At 42.2% G+C, this 15156-nt stretch carries 13 protein-coding genes and 1 pseudogene; 11 read left to right on the plus strand and 3 right to left on the minus strand.

Annotated elements, in window-relative coordinates:
- Positions 1-90: 90 nt before the first annotated feature.
- The 5 genes from ACP5L5_RS07265 to ACP5L5_RS07285 all read left to right on the plus strand — a co-directional run bounded on the left by ACP5L5_RS07265 (position 91) and on the right by ACP5L5_RS07285 (position 6178).
- Positions 91-1617, plus strand: a complete 1527-nt coding sequence (locus ACP5L5_RS07265) for an APC family permease (RefSeq protein ID WP_428762687.1) — start codon at positions 91-93, stop codon at positions 1615-1617.
- An 85-nt stretch (positions 1618-1702) separates the two neighbouring features.
- Entirely contained in the window at positions 1703-2878 is a 1176-nt protein-coding gene (locus tag ACP5L5_RS07270; protein ID WP_428762689.1) for a substrate-binding domain-containing protein, read from the plus strand.
- A gap of 13 nt (positions 2879-2891) precedes the next feature.
- On the plus strand, positions 2892-3704 hold the full coding sequence (locus tag ACP5L5_RS07275; protein WP_428762691.1) for an ABC transporter permease: 813 nt from the start codon (positions 2892-2894) through the stop codon (positions 3702-3704).
- Positions 3697-4737 carry an ABC transporter ATP-binding protein gene (locus ACP5L5_RS07280; protein ID WP_428762692.1) on the plus strand — a complete coding sequence of 347 codons (1041 nt, stop codon included), beginning with the start codon at positions 3697-3699 and terminating at the stop codon, positions 4735-4737. The genes ACP5L5_RS07275 and ACP5L5_RS07280 overlap by 8 nt, the downstream gene beginning before the upstream one ends.
- Before the next feature lie 109 nt (positions 4738-4846).
- Positions 4847-6178, plus strand: coding sequence for an NAD(P)-dependent malic enzyme (locus tag ACP5L5_RS07285; protein WP_428762693.1), 1332 nt, complete (start codon positions 4847-4849; stop codon positions 6176-6178).
- Position 6179: 1 nt separating this feature from the next.
- Here ACP5L5_RS07285 and ACP5L5_RS07290 read toward each other — a convergent pair whose 3' ends face one another.
- Positions 6180-6476: a UPF0147 family protein gene (locus ACP5L5_RS07290; protein ID WP_048057271.1), complete on the minus strand. Its 297-nt coding sequence runs from the start codon at positions 6474-6476 to the stop codon at positions 6180-6182.
- Positions 6477-6751: 275 nt separating this feature from the next.
- Here ACP5L5_RS07290 and ACP5L5_RS07295 point away from each other — a divergent pair, with 275 nt between their 5' ends.
- Positions 6752-7216 carry an Lrp/AsnC family transcriptional regulator gene (locus ACP5L5_RS07295; RefSeq protein ID WP_273304687.1) on the plus strand — a complete coding sequence of 155 codons (465 nt, stop codon included), beginning with the start codon at positions 6752-6754 and terminating at the stop codon, positions 7214-7216.
- Between the two features lie 83 nt (positions 7217-7299).
- Positions 7300-9654, plus strand: coding sequence for a DNA-directed DNA polymerase (locus tag ACP5L5_RS07300; RefSeq protein ID WP_428762695.1), 2355 nt, complete (start codon positions 7300-7302; stop codon positions 9652-9654).
- A gap of 45 nt (positions 9655-9699) precedes the next feature.
- Here ACP5L5_RS07300 and dnaG read toward each other — a convergent pair whose 3' ends face one another.
- Complete coding sequence (dnaG, locus tag ACP5L5_RS07305; protein ID WP_428762697.1) at positions 9700-11067, minus strand: DNA primase DnaG; 1368 nt, start codon at positions 11065-11067, stop codon at positions 9700-9702.
- Positions 11068-11298: 231 nt separating this feature from the next.
- Between dnaG and map the strand changes: the two genes are divergently transcribed.
- Positions 11299-12204: a type II methionyl aminopeptidase gene (gene map / locus ACP5L5_RS07310; RefSeq protein WP_428762698.1), complete on the plus strand. Its 906-nt coding sequence runs from the start codon at positions 11299-11301 to the stop codon at positions 12202-12204.
- A gap of 3 nt (positions 12205-12207) precedes the next feature.
- Here map and uppS read toward each other — a convergent pair whose 3' ends face one another.
- Positions 12208-12924 (minus strand): polyprenyl diphosphate synthase, encoded by a 717-nt coding sequence (uppS, locus tag ACP5L5_RS07315; protein ID WP_428762700.1) that lies wholly within the window; start codon positions 12922-12924, stop codon positions 12208-12210.
- A 118-nt stretch (positions 12925-13042) separates the two neighbouring features.
- On the opposite strand from uppS, the gene agl3 reads away from it, so the two are divergent.
- From agl3 to ACP5L5_RS07330, 3 genes and pseudogenes are all read left to right on the plus strand, one after another.
- The gene (agl3, locus tag ACP5L5_RS07320; RefSeq protein ID WP_428762702.1) at positions 13043-14209 is read left to right on the plus strand and encodes a UDP-sulfoquinovose synthase; all 1167 of its coding nucleotides are present in this window, start codon (positions 13043-13045) and stop codon (positions 14207-14209) included.
- An 87-nt stretch (positions 14210-14296) separates the two neighbouring features.
- Positions 14297-14707 (plus strand): IS200/IS605 family transposase, encoded by a 411-nt coding sequence (gene tnpA / locus ACP5L5_RS07325; RefSeq protein WP_428762704.1) that lies wholly within the window; start codon positions 14297-14299, stop codon positions 14705-14707.
- A pseudogene (locus tag ACP5L5_RS07330) lies at positions 14694-15156 on the plus strand (RNA-guided endonuclease TnpB family protein); the annotation flags it as partial. The gene tnpA and the pseudogene ACP5L5_RS07330, both read left to right, overlap by 14 nt.

Consider the following 15156-nt stretch of genomic DNA (forward strand, 5'->3'; position numbering starts at 1 on the left):
GTTAAATCTATTGTTTAATCAAATTATTAAACAATAAACGATAATAGTGAACAGAGGATTTATAAATTATTTAAAATAACTATTATAATGATGGGTAAGGAATACCAAGTCTTTGTTAGGGAGTCCACGGGCTTGGTTAAGTCGGCTGGTTTTTGGGATGCTGTTTCAATAAATATTGCCAACATGTCCATTGGTGCCGCCTTAGCTACTATCGGTTTTACTTTGGCTGCCTTACCAACTGTAGCTGGCGCGAATCTTGTTTATGCCTCATTAATAGCCGCATTATTCGCGATACCCCAAGTCATCGTATACTCAACGCTAATTAGACACATACCAAGGGTAGGTGGGGACTATGTATGGCTAGGTAGAGCCCTAGGATCAAAACTAGCATGGTTAACAAACGGTCTTGTTTTTGGCTTCATAATAGAGAGCTTAACGTACTATGCATTAATAGCATTTGCAGCAGTTTTTCAGCTGGAATCTGTATTACCAATACTTGGTGTTAATGTTTCATTAACGCCAATTCAGGAGGTTAGCATAGGCATAGCCTTCTTTGCGGTGATCGTGCTTGCAAACATCCTAGGAACCAAGTATGGTATTAAGTTAATGACCGCGCTAACCACAGTATCACTACTTGGGTTGATAATCGCCATGGCAATACTCTTCATTATGCCCAAGACGCAGGTTATTAATGCGATATCCTCATTACTACCAACTGGTTATACATACATGGGTGTAACCCATAGTTATTCTGGGCCTTTCTTCTCCATGAATACAATACTAATGCTACTACCATTCTTCGCAATATACGTCTACCCCTGGTTACAAGCAGGTCCGGCAATCGCCTCCGAGATAAAGGGTAAAAACGCACTTCACTGGAACGTGCCTATGGCATTCCTATTCTCATTAGTGTTCCTAACCCTCGGGTTTGAGGCAATGTACTACTCACTGGGCTTCAATTTCGTGACTGCTGCATTGTCTAACCCCAACCTCAATGGCATTATTAATTTCTGGACTGTGGCAATGGTTGCCTCACACAATGCAGCGCTAAGTTGGTTTATAGGCATTGCATCTGTTGTTTGGTACTTGGCGGTTTTAGCTTATGGTGCTATTGTTGTTGTTAGGTATTGGTTTGCCCTTGCCTTTGATAGGGTTTGGCCTAGCTTCTTTGCCTACGTAAGCCCTAGGTTTGGAACACCAATATATGCACATACATTTGACCTGGTGGTAACGGCGGTGTTAATAGCCGCAGCTGGTTTCCTCTATAATACATTTACGGCATTGTACGGTGCCGTTGTTGAGGCAATAATATACTATATGGTAGTTGGCATCGCCGCCATCATAATAGCAACACTTAGATACTCATCATTCAATATGGGTAGTAGGTCCAGGGCAATCTTAACAATATTTGGTGTATTGATGGTGGGTGTAATGGCATACATAACATATGAATTCCTAGCCTATCCGCAGATTTGGGGTGGTAATTGGCTGGCCTACGGCGTAGAACTCGGCGCAGTAATACTCGGTATAGTGGTGTACCTATTGTCACGCTATGTTAATCTTAGGAAATACGGCATTGACATATCTGTGGCATATACCGAGATACCGCCAGAGTGATTATAGTTTATTTAAAAATGAAAGTTATTATCAATTATCAGATAAAAAATAAAACTTTAATACGGGCAAAAATTGGTTCAAGCGTATGGCAAGCACAACCGTTTGGTTAGTCGTTGGATTAATAGTGGGTCTTGTGGTTGGTATAGCGATTGGTTATGCAGTAATGCCGCCTAAGACAGTTACTGTTACTAAATACGTTAATGTAACCACCACAACTAATGTAACTACCCCCGTCACTACTACGACTACGGTATCAACGGCACCATTTGCAGTTGGTGCTGCTGGTACACTAAAGTTTGCCTTTGGTGATATACTTAATGTTATGCAGAGCATGTACCCAAGCATAACGATAGCCCCTGCCATGTTTAAGGGCAGTGGTGAGGTTGCTCATACTGAGGCAACTACTCAGCAATTCAGTGTTGTGGCTTCTGCGGACACTACGACAATACCTTCTGTACTATTCCCCAACTACACTAATTATGAGATAGCCTTTGGAATCACACAAATGGTAATAATAGTTGACCTAAACACCACTGCTGGTCAGGAGGTTTATCAACTATGGCAACAGGCTCAGTCGTATCCACCATTATCTGCACAGTATAACGAGACCTGGCAGAAAATATGGCAGATAATAGCCCTTAACTCAAGCACTGTAGTTGGTGTTTCAAACCCATTCACGGATCCATCTGGTTACCAAGCACAGTGTGTCGTTAAGCTCGCAGGACTTGCTTTCTTTAATAATGCATCGTACCTCTACAACGCCATTTATGGAAACCCAAGTAAGTACATGATGAGGAATACAGAGATAGACCTACTAACACTAATGACCTCTGGGCAGGTGGACTTCATATTATCAGCCTACGAGAGCAATGCAATACCACAAACGCAGACTTATCACAATACCGTATTCATAACATTACCGCCTTTCATAAACCTCGGCAATTTGAGCTATGTTAATTATTACCACCAGGTTAGTGTTACCTGGACCGAGAATGGTGTCACAAAGACCTTTGCATGCAATCCAGTGGTTTACACAATAACGATACCATTCCAGGCACCGAATAAGGAGGCTGGTGAGTACTTCCTATTACTGCTCTATAGTCCAATTGGTCAGAAGATACTTGAGGAGAATGGTATTGTACCCATAATACCCGGTATTGTATATGGTAATTACAGCGCTGTGCCTAATGCAATTAAACCCTTTGTTGCGCCCCTAAGCCAGTACCCACAGTATGCATCCATATTCCCAAGCCAAGGCTAAGGGAATTAAAGGTATGCATTCATTAAAATCAAACATACCCATAATCCTAATCCTACTAATCTCCGTATTTATTTTCTCAATTCTCATAATATACCCACTAGCCCTACTTATAGTGCTTGGTTTCCCATTGATACCTAAGGCTTTATCCGTGATGAGTTTCATACAGGCCATTGAGGTTACTGTGACCATGTCAACACTATCAGCCTTAATAGCCATAATCATGGGGACACCAATAGCCTACGTAATGGCTCGATACAACTTCCACCTAAAGAGTATTGTTGATGCTGTGATTGACATACCAATAATGATACCGCATATAATAGTTGGAATAATGGTTGTATTGGCCTTCGCATCATACTACGGACTTGGCCCTATCCTGAAGGCGCACGGTATTAACTTCATAAATACGCTTTGGGGGGCCACAACTGCCGTGGCTTTCCTCTCATCGACATACTACATAAGAGTTGTTGAGTCATCAATTGTAATGATAAATCCTGAGATGGAGGCTGTCGCAAGAACACTAGGTGCAAGTCCACTAAGAGTCTTCACTTCAGTAATACTCCCGAGGATCTGGAGGTCGATGGCGACCGGTGCCATTTTGTCATGGGCAAGATCGGTCTCTGAGGCTGGTGCCCTGTTTATTGTTGCATACTATGTACTACTTGGTAAGAATCTTGTTTACCCAGCCTCTGTCTATATCTATGAGAGTTACGTAGGTATTGGTTTAGTAAATGCCGTGGAGTTTTCAGCGGCTCTTGTCGCGGTTATTCTCGTAATTTTCGTAATCTACAGGGTCTTAATTAGTATAGGTGGTGGTCATGCCTAACATGGTTGAGTTGAGAGGGGTTGTCACAAGGCTTAGATACTTTACCCTAGGCCCCATAAGTACTGTATTTGGGCGTGAGACGTATAATGTGGTTCTTGGGCCAACAGGATCAGGTAAGAGCACATTGCTTAAGGTAATTGCAGGTATTTATAGGGCTAGTATGGGTAATATATTGATTGATAGTGTTGATGTGACTAGGGAGCCGCCAGAGTCCCGTAATGTGTCGTATGTGCCACAGGGATACGCGGTCTTTGACCATATGACTGTTTATGAGAATATTGAGTATGGGCTTAGATTTAGAGGTGTGCCAAGGCAGGATAGGCGTAGGCTTATTCAGGAGATTGCTAAGGACTTAGGTATTGATTATTTGCTCAATAGGAGGGCAGTTAATTTAAGTGGTGGTGAGCAGCAGAGGGTTGCGTTGGCTAGGGCGCTCGTTATTAGACCTAAGGTCCTGCTATTGGATGAGCCCCTCTCAATGCTTGATAGGGAGACTAGGGATAGGATAATGATTATGCTGAGGGAATTGCCTGGGAGGTATGGTATTACGGTAATTCACGTGACTCATGATTGGGATGAGGCATACTCACTGGCTGATAAGGTATTTATTATGAGGGAGGGCAGGATAATAGAGGAGGGAAATCCTGAGCAAGTATTTAATAAACCAAGCAGGGTTTTCACAGCTAAATTCCTCGGTTTTCAAAACATAATCAGAGGTATTGCGGAGGGCAGTATCGTTAGGCTTAGTAATGAGATTGAGTTACGTATTGATGAGTACGTTGATGGTGAGGTTTATGTTTGTGTACGGCCGGAATGGATTAGGGTCGCTAGGGATGAAGGTGTTAATATTGATGGTCATAATGTGCTTAGGGGTGTTGTTAATGAGGTAATTAGGAGTAGATTTGGGTATCAATTATTGGTTTCGATAGGTAATAACCTATCTTTAACGGCAATATCGAGTAGTGCCTTCAAGCCTGGCGATAAGGTTTTACTTTTAATACCTAGGGAAAGTGTTCATGTAATTAAGGATTGAATTAATGAATCTGTATTCAGTTGAATATTTTTCATATAATTTCTATATTGATCAATTGTCGAATTCATATTCAGAAATCAATATAAATCCTTAAGTTGTGAATCTTGCGATGAGTGAGGAGTCAAGCAAATGGTTTAAGATGGCCATTGAAGCATCAAAAAGGTATGGGGGGAAGATAATGATATTACCAAAGGTACCTGTTAGGAGTTTACAGGATTTCTCAATATGGTACACACCAGGTGTTGCCGCGGTTTCAAAGGAGATAAACGTGGATGTTGATAAATCCTTTGAGTACACATGGAGGTGGAACGCAATTGCGATTTTAACTGATGGTAGTAGGGTACTTGGGCTTGGCAATGTTGGTCCAGAGGCGGCGATGCCAGTCATGGAGGGCAAATCGCTCCTCTTTAAGTACCTTGGCGGTGTTGATGCAGTACCATTACCTGTAAGGGTTAAGACGCAGGACGATATTGTTAATATTGGTAAGACAATAGAACCTGCCTTCGGTGGTATTAACCTAGAGGATATTGAGTCACCAAAGTGTTTCTACATACTCGAGAAATTAAGGGAGGAGCTGAAGATTGCTGTTTGGCATGATGATCAACAGGGAACAGCCGGTGCAATATTGGCCGGTCTAATAAATGCCTTTAAGGTCGTTGGTAAGAAGATCGAGGATTCAACAATAGCATTCATAGGCGCTGGTGCATCGAACATAGCCGCTGCCAGGGTATTGATTAAGTACGGTGTTAAGCCAGGTAATATAATACTCGTTGATAGTAAGGGAATACTACACCCTGAGAGAGAGGACATGGATAAACTAATGCTTACTAATCCCTGGAAGTATGACTTAGCAATAAAGACTAATGCTGAGAGGAGGAAGGGCGGTATTAAGGAGGCTCTTGTAGGGATAGATGCCGTGGTTGCCGCATCTGTTCAGGGACCCGGCGTGATTAAGAAGGAGTGGGTTAGGTCAATGAATAAGGATCCAATAGTCTTTGCCCTAGCAAACCCAATACCGGAGATCTGGCCTTGGGAGGCTAAGGAGGCTGGTGCTAAGGTTGTGGCTACAGGTAGGAGCGACTTCCCTAATCAAGTGAATAATTCCCTGGTGTTTCCAGGCGTTTTCAGAGGTTCGCTGGATGCTAGGGTTAAGACGATAACTGATGAAATGATAATAGCCGCTGCTCAGGAAATAGCGAATTTCGTTGGTGATAAATTGAGTGAGGACAAGATACTACCGACGATGGAGGAGTGGGACTTCTACCCAAGAGTTGCTGCTGCTGTTGCTGTTAAGGCTGCTGAACTGGGTGTTGCTAGGAGGTCCTTAACCTGGAAGGAGGAGTATGAGAAAGCTAAGGAAGTTATTGCTAGTGCTAGGTTAATGATTGAGACCTTATTTGGTAAGGGATTAATAAAGGACTTACTGAGTGACATGGCTTAAATTATACTGAGTCCTTAATCTGTTCAAGTAATGAAATTACCTGCCAGAAAATAACCCTACTAAAAAGTGGCATGTTTGGGTCCGCCAATGCATCATCGAGTATACTAATAACCGTTGAAGCCTTTAGGCCTGGGCTCATGTTTGGGTCCATTAATATCCTAACAGCCTCACTGGCGGCCCTTCTAATATTTCTAGGTATACCCATGTCCTGAACAACCCTAGTTAGGTAATATAGGGCCTGCTTTATTCTCTCGTCCGTTTCATCCTTACTCAATCCAGGTGTTTGTCTACTTGACATGGTCATCACCAAAGAAGGTCTTTTGTGCTGAACAATCGTTGATAACTAATATAAAAACATTTTCTTTGATTAATTCATTAATTACTCTATAGCATTCATGTTTTTTCAGGGTTTAAGTATGCATGAATTATTTACGCTTTTATGATCATCATCATGGTTAATTGATCTCTAAATAGGTATGTGGAAAAGATAATTATGTAAAGTGGTTATGTGCGTTATGAATATTTTTATAACAAGCGAATGTTTTTTAAATGAGTTCACTGGGTACTTCATTGATGTCAATAACCGAGGAGATAGACCAGACCGATATTGAAATTTTAAAGATGTTGCAGGATGATTGCAGGATAACCCTCGATGAAATGGCTAATAAGCTGAAGATTTCAAAATCAACGGTTTACTATAGGATTAAGAAGCTTGAGAGACTTGGCATAATACTTGGCTGTCACGCCAAGTTAAGCCCTGAGAAAATGGGTAAGGATTATGTGGCTGTGGTATTAGTTAAGGCTAGGTACGGTCCTGGTTACCACGAGAAGGTTGGCCAAAAGTTGGCGAGTATTGGTGGCGTGACTATTGTTTATTACATATTTGGTGAGTGGGACTTTGTATTGCAGGTTAGGGCTAGTGGTAAGGATGAGATTCTTAGGATACTTGAGCAGATAATGAATATGGAGGAGGTTGAGAGAACATCAACATTGATAGTGGCTAAGGTCATTAAGGAGGATCCAAGATTACCCATCTAAAAGGAAAGGATTAACTACCGTAGTTGCTTTAAATTAATTCATGAAGAGTAAGTTTAAGATATTTGTTCTTTACTAACTTAATAATGGAATTAACATTCTGGTTATTGGACGTAACATACGGTGTTGTCGGTAACGCACCAGAGCTTAGATTATTTGGTATTACTAACGATGATAAAAGGGTTCTTGTTCTTGATAGATCCTTTCGACCTTACTTCTATGTATTACCGTCAGGCGATGTCAATAATGTATTCACTAACGTTAAGCGTAAGTTGGAGGGTAAGGTATTGAATGTGGAGATTGTTAAGCGTAGGTTATTTAGTAATGAGGTTGATGCTATTAAGGTAATTGCGACAATTCCTGAGAAGGTTAGGGAACTTAGGGAACTCGCTGCTGAGGTTCCAGGTGTCGAGGATGTACTTGAGGCCGACATTAGGTTCTCACAGAGGTACTTACTGGATATGGGTGTTAAGCCGAGCAATTGGGTTGTTGTTGATCAGTGTGAGGAAACTAAGGGTAATTACCAGGTTGACCTGGTTTGTCTTGCTAAAACAAGGCCTAGGATGATTGAAGAACATAAATTACCTAGTTTCAAGATCCTTGCATTTGATATTGAGGTTTACAACCCAAGGGGTATGCCAAATCCTGACAGGGACCCCGTGATAATAATATCAACGATGACCAAAGAGGATGGTGTTAAAATGTTTGTGGTGAATGATGATAAGAACGATGCTAAAATAATTAGGGAATTCCTAGATTACTTTAAGAGGTACGACCCTGATGTTGTGGTTGGTTATAATAATAATGGTTTTGATTGGCCTTACCTAGTTAATAGATCCTCGAGGATCGGCGTTAGGCTGGCCCTATCCAGGATGAGTAATCCACCTGAACCCAGCGTTTATGGCCACTGGTCAATAATTGGCAGAGCAAATGTCGACCTATATAACTTCATTGAGGAGGTTGGTGAGATAAAGGTGAAAAGTCTCGATAGAGCTGCGGAGTTTTTTGGAATAATGAAGAGGGATGAACGTGTTTTAATACCTGGCCACAGAATACATGAGTACTGGGATGATAAGTCTAAACGCGATCAACTACTTAAGTATGCCAGGGATGATGTGGTCAGTACTTACGGCTTAGCTGAGAAACTTCTTCCATTTGCTATTCAATTATCCTCAATATCAGGGCTTCCACTGGATCAAGTAGGTGCGGCTAGTGTGGGTGCTAGGGTTGAGTGGATGATATTTTATGAGGCTGTTAAGAGAGGCGAGTTAGCGCCTAATCGTGAGGAGAGACCCTACGAGACCTATAAGGGCGCTGTCGTGCTTGAGCCAAGGCCTGGTCTTCATGAGGACATTGCCGTGATAGACTTCTCAAGTATGTACCCGAGCATCATGATGAAGTATAATGTTTCACCAGATACGCTAGTACTTGGGGATTGTGATGATTGCCACGTAGCGCCTGAGGTTAATTACAAGTTTAGAAAGTCACCCGAGGGATTATATCCAGGTTTACTTAGGATGTTAGTTGAAAGTAGACGTAAAGTAAGGGAGTTAATGAAGAAATATCCAGAGAATAGTCCTGAGTGGATCCTTTTGAACGAGAGACAGAGGGCGCTTAAGGTTATGGCTAATGCCATGTACGGATACTGTGGTTGGTTGGGGGCTAGGTGGTATAGGCGTGAGGTCGCCGAAGCTGTCACGGCATGGGGCAGAAACTTGCTCAAGACTGTTATTGAGAAGGCTAAATCCCTGAGCCTTCCAATTATTTATGGTGATACTGACAGCCTATTTGTTAGGAATATCAGTGATAAGGTTGATGCATTAATTAACTACGTAAATAATGAGCTTGGATTTGATGTAAAGGTTGATAAGGTGTATAGGAGGGTTTTGTTCACGGAGGCTAAGAAGAGGTATGTTGGTTTAACAATCGATGGTGAGATAGACATTGTTGGTTTTGAGGCCGCTAGAGGCGACTGGGCTGAGATTGCTAAGGATGTTCAGGAAAACGTCGCCGAGATAGTGCTAACAACGGGTGATGTTAGTAAGGCGGTTTCTTATGTTAAGTCCATAATTGATAAGGTTAAGGCGTATCAATTCGATATTGATGATATCATAATATGGAAGACCCTGGATAAGTCGTTGAATGAGTATAAGGTTTTGACGCCGCATGTTGCTGCGGCTAAGCAGTTGGTGGAGGCTGGTTATAAGGTTGGTAAGGGTGACATGATTGGTTACGTAGTTGTTAAGGGTGGAGGCGCCAAGTTGGCTTATAAGGTTAAGCCATACATACTTGTTAAGGATATTAGGGAGATTGATGTTGATTACTATGTTGAGAAGCAGATAGTTCCTGCCGCTATGAGGATACTCGAGGTTTTGGGGATTAAGGAGTCACAGCTTATGGAGGGTAAGGCAGGTAAATCAATACTTGACTACTTCTCATAACTTATGAAAATATTTAACCTAGGATTATTTTACTTAAGGTTCTTATTACTTGGTTTCAGTATTTACCTTACTTAGGTACTCATCTATGGTTAGTATTAGCATGTCAGTGGGTACCTTCGTTATGTTGCCCACTCTCGACATAATTAGTAACTTGACGCCTTTGCTTGATGCAACATCCACTAGGCGTTGTGTGCAGACGCCATCAAACACAACGGCATATGCATTGGGTAATTGCTGCAGTGTATCAACAAGGTCTCTCACGGGTATCCTCTTTACCTCAGTCCAGTGGTCATCATATATTATTGCCTCTAGGGTTCCGCTTAATTTCTTCATCTCATCAATAATATTCTGAGGCAATTGAGGTAATTCAAGGCTTGCCTGCTGAGGCTGAGGTGCTGGTTGTGGAGTGGTAGCTTGTACCGGAGTTACTGCTTGCGCTTGCTGTGGCTGTGGTGTTATTTGAACCTTCTCGGTTTGTTGCGGTTGTTCCTGAATTGGAACTTCTATTGCCTGTGCCTGTGGTATTTCCTGTTGTGTCTGTGCTTGTCTTGCTTCCTCAATCATCTTCCTTTCTTTCTTCTCAAGGCTCGCTAGGTACTCCTCAGCAGGTACCTTATTTCTAAGCGCCTTTGTTATTTCCTTAGCCGTTAATTGTTCAACCTCCTTACCAGGCGGCGCCTTAGCTATGTAATCAATATCAGCATACTTAAGCAACTCCTTAAGTAGCATTTCACCACCTCTATCTCCATCAACAAAGGCGATTGTGGTCTTTTTCTTACTTAATTCAATCACGGTTTTCGGAACACCACCGCTTGATCCTCCAAGGCCTATTACGTTCTTAAACCCATGCTTAACTAGATTAAGTACGTCTGCTCTACCTTCAACAATTATTACTGTATCAGCCTTATCCACTTCAGACCCTGCAGGTAATTTTTCTGGTCCATACTCAATAACCTCGGTTTCCCTAATGTTCTCCATAAACTTCGTAATCAACTCCTTAGTATCGGGTAATGCCTCATGCTCAACAAGCTTAAGCAACTCCCTAGCCCTATCAAAGATCCTCTTCCTCTTCTCCTCCCTGAGATCCTTAATCTCAACCACCTGAACCTTAGCGTTGTAAGGCCCTACCTTATCCACAGTCTCTATCATTGCAGCCACAAGGGCAGTTTCATACCTATCCAGGTTCGATGGTATGTAGACCTTACCAACGGTCTTATCACCCTTATACTCGGTCTCAACCTCTATCCTGCCAATCCTGCCATTCATTTGAAGTTCCCTCAAATCAAGTTCATTGCCTAAAAGTCCCTCTGTTTGGCTGAATAATGCGCCTATTATGTCGTACTTCTCCACAGTTCCCTGAACCTCCACATTAGCGACTATTAGGTACTTAGCCACAATTGTTAAGGCTCCCATTACGACACCAAGTACTTCATGACTAAACTAGGTTAAAATGATTTCGCCTATGGTTATTCCTAGCAAAGTACAGGCCTTACTCCTCTTCTCACCTGATTCCCTTTGTGGATAGTTAGACTACCTTGATTGAGTATCATTATTTTCTCTCACTATCTCACACATTACTAATCCTACTCAATACAATTACTAATAGGACAAGGCTATTTAAAGGAGTCTATGCGATCAGCTTACGTGTCTTCGGACCTAGTGAGGATTTATGAGAGACTTGGTGTTATTGCAAGGGATGCGCTTAATTATGCGATGTCAATGGTAGAACCTGGAATGCCGATACTTGAGCTATGTGAGAGGGTTGAGAATAGGATTAGGCAAAGTGGTGCAAAGCCAGCATTCCCTGTTAATGTAAGTGTTAATGAAGTTGCTGCTCACTACACAGCGACTATAGGCGATAAATCAGTAATACCTAAGGGCGCCATTGTTAAGATAGACCTTGGTGCGCATATCGACGGCTACATAGTGGACACCGCGGTTACGGTTACATTTAATCCAATGTATAATCAATTAGTTAAGTCCTCTATGAAAGCGCTAGAGGCTGCTCAATTAATCATGAAACCTGGCGTTACATTAACGTCAGTGGGTGCGCAAATAGAGAGGGCTATAAGGTCCTTCGGGTTTAAGCCCATTAAGAACCTAAGTGGGCATTTAATAAGAAAATATGTACTTCACGCTGGTAAGTCAATTCCCAATTATGATAATGGTGATAAGCAGAAGATAGTTGAGGGTGAGGTGTATGCTGTCGAGCCTTTCTCAACGAATGGAGCTGGTTATGTAGATGATGGGCCGCAAGTCACGATTTACCACCTACTTAAGAACCCAAGCCCTACAGATCCTCACTATGACGTGCTCTCATACATAAGTAGTGAGATTGGACCGTTGCCATTCACCCCAAGGTGGCTTGTTCCTAGGTTTGGCGATAAAGTTGGTGATTTAATAAACGGGTTATACGTAAAGGGTCATATTTATGGTTACCCCGTGTTGATAGAGCATGGTAAAGGCTTAGTGGCTCAGGTTGAGGATACATTTATAATAACCAGGGATGGTGCGATACCAGTAGTTAATGTGCTATCATTACTAAAGTAAGAATTACCTGCCAAACCTCCTTTCTCTCCTTTCATACTCGTCAATTGCCTGCTTAAGATCCTCTCTGGTTATTTCTGGCCAATATTTATTCAGGATGTAGAGTTCGGAGTATGCAGTTTCATATAGCAGGAAATTACTTATCCTATGTTCTCCTCCAGTCCTAATTACTAGGTCTGGTTCAGGGTAGGGCTCATCACTCACGTATAGGTACTTAAATAACGCATTTTCATCAAGGTCACTAATGTTTACTTTACCACTATTATAATCAATAAGCAATTTCTTCATTGCATCAATTATTTCCTGCCTACCACCATAAACCACCGCCAGGTTTAAATAATGATCTGAGTAATCTGCCGTAGTCTCCTCAGTAAGTTCTATTTCTCTACGTACATCCTCAGGTAAGAGCCAAGTCCTACCAATGACCCTAACCCTAACCCTATTCCTATGAATCCTCACATCTCTTCTAATCTTGATCAGTTTCTCCTTTAACAAACTATACAGTAGATCAAGTTCCAGCTTGGATCTTCTAAGGAAGTTTTCGGTGGATAATACGTACACTGTAACAACCTTTATACCAAAATCCAAAGACCAATCTAGAAACTCCTCAACCTTATCTGAGCCAATTCTATAGGCCTCTGTTATTGGTAATCCAACCTTCCTAGCCCACCTCCTATTCCCATCTGGTATAACACCAACATGTACTGGTACTGCACCTGGCATTCTATTTGGATTCTTGAAGATTGTCTGCCCCTTTTAAAGTTATGCCACCTAATTTATGGTTCATTAATCGCTTGGGTAATAAATTTATTTTTGCATAATTTCGATGCTAGGAAATACAATGAGAGTATTAATACTTGGTATTGATGGGTATTTGGGCTGGGCATTGGCATTAAGGCTAATTAGGAAAGGACACGAGATTGTTGGCGTTGATAATTTCTATACAAGAAGGGCCGTGAATGAGGTTGGTTCTGACTCGGCATTACCCATACTCTCAATGCAGGATAGGATTAGGGCTATTGAGGAGATCTTTGGCGCCAGTTTAGAGTTTATTGAGGGTGATGTCGCTAATTATGACTTGGTAAGGAAGGTCGTTGAGAGGTATAGACCCGATACCATTGTTCACTTTGCTGAGCAGAGGTCAGCGCCATACTCAATGATTGATGTTAATCATGCCAAGTACACAATCATTAATAACCTAACGTCAACGCTAAATGTGATATACGCCGTCAAGGAGGTTAGGAGGGATATCCACATATTGAAGATGGGTACCCTGGGTGAGTATGGCTACCCAGCATTTAGGATACCGGAGGATGCCTTTATTGATGCCATTATTCAGGGGGTTAGGGATAGGATTACCGTGCCCAGGTGGGCCGGCTCTTGGTACCACTGGAGTAAGGTGTTTGATTCATACATGCTCCTCTACGCGAATAAATTGTGGGGCTTAACAATAACTGATTTTCATCAGGGCCCTGTGTACGGGACTAGGACTACTGACATTATTTCGGAGGAGTTATTCACTAGGTTTGATGTTGATGATGTGTGGGGTACGGTAATAAATAGGTTCTGTGCTGAGGCTGTTGTTAATCATCCATTGACTATATACGGTAGTGGTTTACAGAAGAAGGGTTTCACGTCTCTTGAGGATACGATAACTGCATTAGCTGCATTAATAGAGAATCCGCCGGAGCCTGGTGAGTTTAGGACTGTGCATCATTATAGGGAGATAAAGACGCTGAATGGAATGGCCGAATTAGTTAGGAGAGCCGCTAAGCAAGTGCTTGGTTATGAACCGGAGATAACGCATCTACCTAATCCAAGGGTTGAGCCTGAGGAGGACTTGCTCTACGAGCCAGAGAAAAGGGTGTTGCCCAAACTCGGTATTTATAGGCTTACTAGGGTAATGGAGGATGAGGTTGTTACAATGCTTAAGGACCTTAAGCCATACACTGATAGGATTAAGAGGATTGAGGCATTGTTTAAGCCGAGGATTAAATGGAGAGATTAGTGGAATAACCCTGACCAAATGAGCGTCAAGCTTCGCCCCTTCCAGGGGTGGGGTTAGGTTTTTAAAATCTGAATACTTTAAAGTATTGTGGAATATAAGTCGACGAGGCATGTAAAATATTTGTGTAACTACCATTTCGTATGGATTCCTAAGTATCGTAGAGATGTATTAGTCGGGGAGATTGCTGAATACACTAAGGAGGTCTTGAAATCAATTGCAGAAGAGTTGGGTTGTGAAATAATAGCCCTAGAGGTGATGCCAGACCACATACACCTCTTCGTTAACTGCCCGCCGAGATACTCACCATCATATTTAGCTAACTACTTCAAAGGAAAATCGGCTAGACTGGTTTTGAAGAAATTCCCAGAGTTGAGAAAGTACACCAACGGAAAACTCTGGACTAGAAGCTACTTCGTATCAACAGCTGGTAACGTATCAAGTGAAACCATAAGGAAATATATTGAGGAGCAGTGGGGGAAAGAGGATGAGGAGGACTAATGTGGTTAAGCTCGTTGTGGATAGGAATGCTCATGGGAAGCTTAGGGGGCTGGCTGTGGTGACTGCGAGGTGTTGGAATGAGGTGAATTGGTTGAGGATGCAGCAGTTCAAGGAGGGGAGGAGGATAGACTTTAATGGGACTGAAAAGGTTGTTTATGCTAAGTATAAGGAGGTTTTGAAGGTTAATGCACAGCAGGTTGCTAGGAAGAATGCTGAGGCTTGGAGGAGCTTCTTCACCTTGATTAAGGAGAAGAAGGAGGGGAAATTACCAAGGTGGTTTAAGCCTAGACCTCCAGGGTATTGGAAGGACAAAATGGGAATTATAAGCTAATCGTCATCATTAGGAACGACCGTTACGAGGTAGACGAGAACGAGAGAGTTATCTACCTAAAGGACTTCAAACTAGCCTTGAAGTTCAAGGGGAAACTTAAGTGGCGTGGGAAGCTGGG

The organism is Vulcanisaeta sp. (assembly GCF_049966235.1).
Lineage (GTDB): Archaea > Thermoproteota > Thermoprotei > Thermoproteales > Thermocladiaceae > Vulcanisaeta > Vulcanisaeta moutnovskia.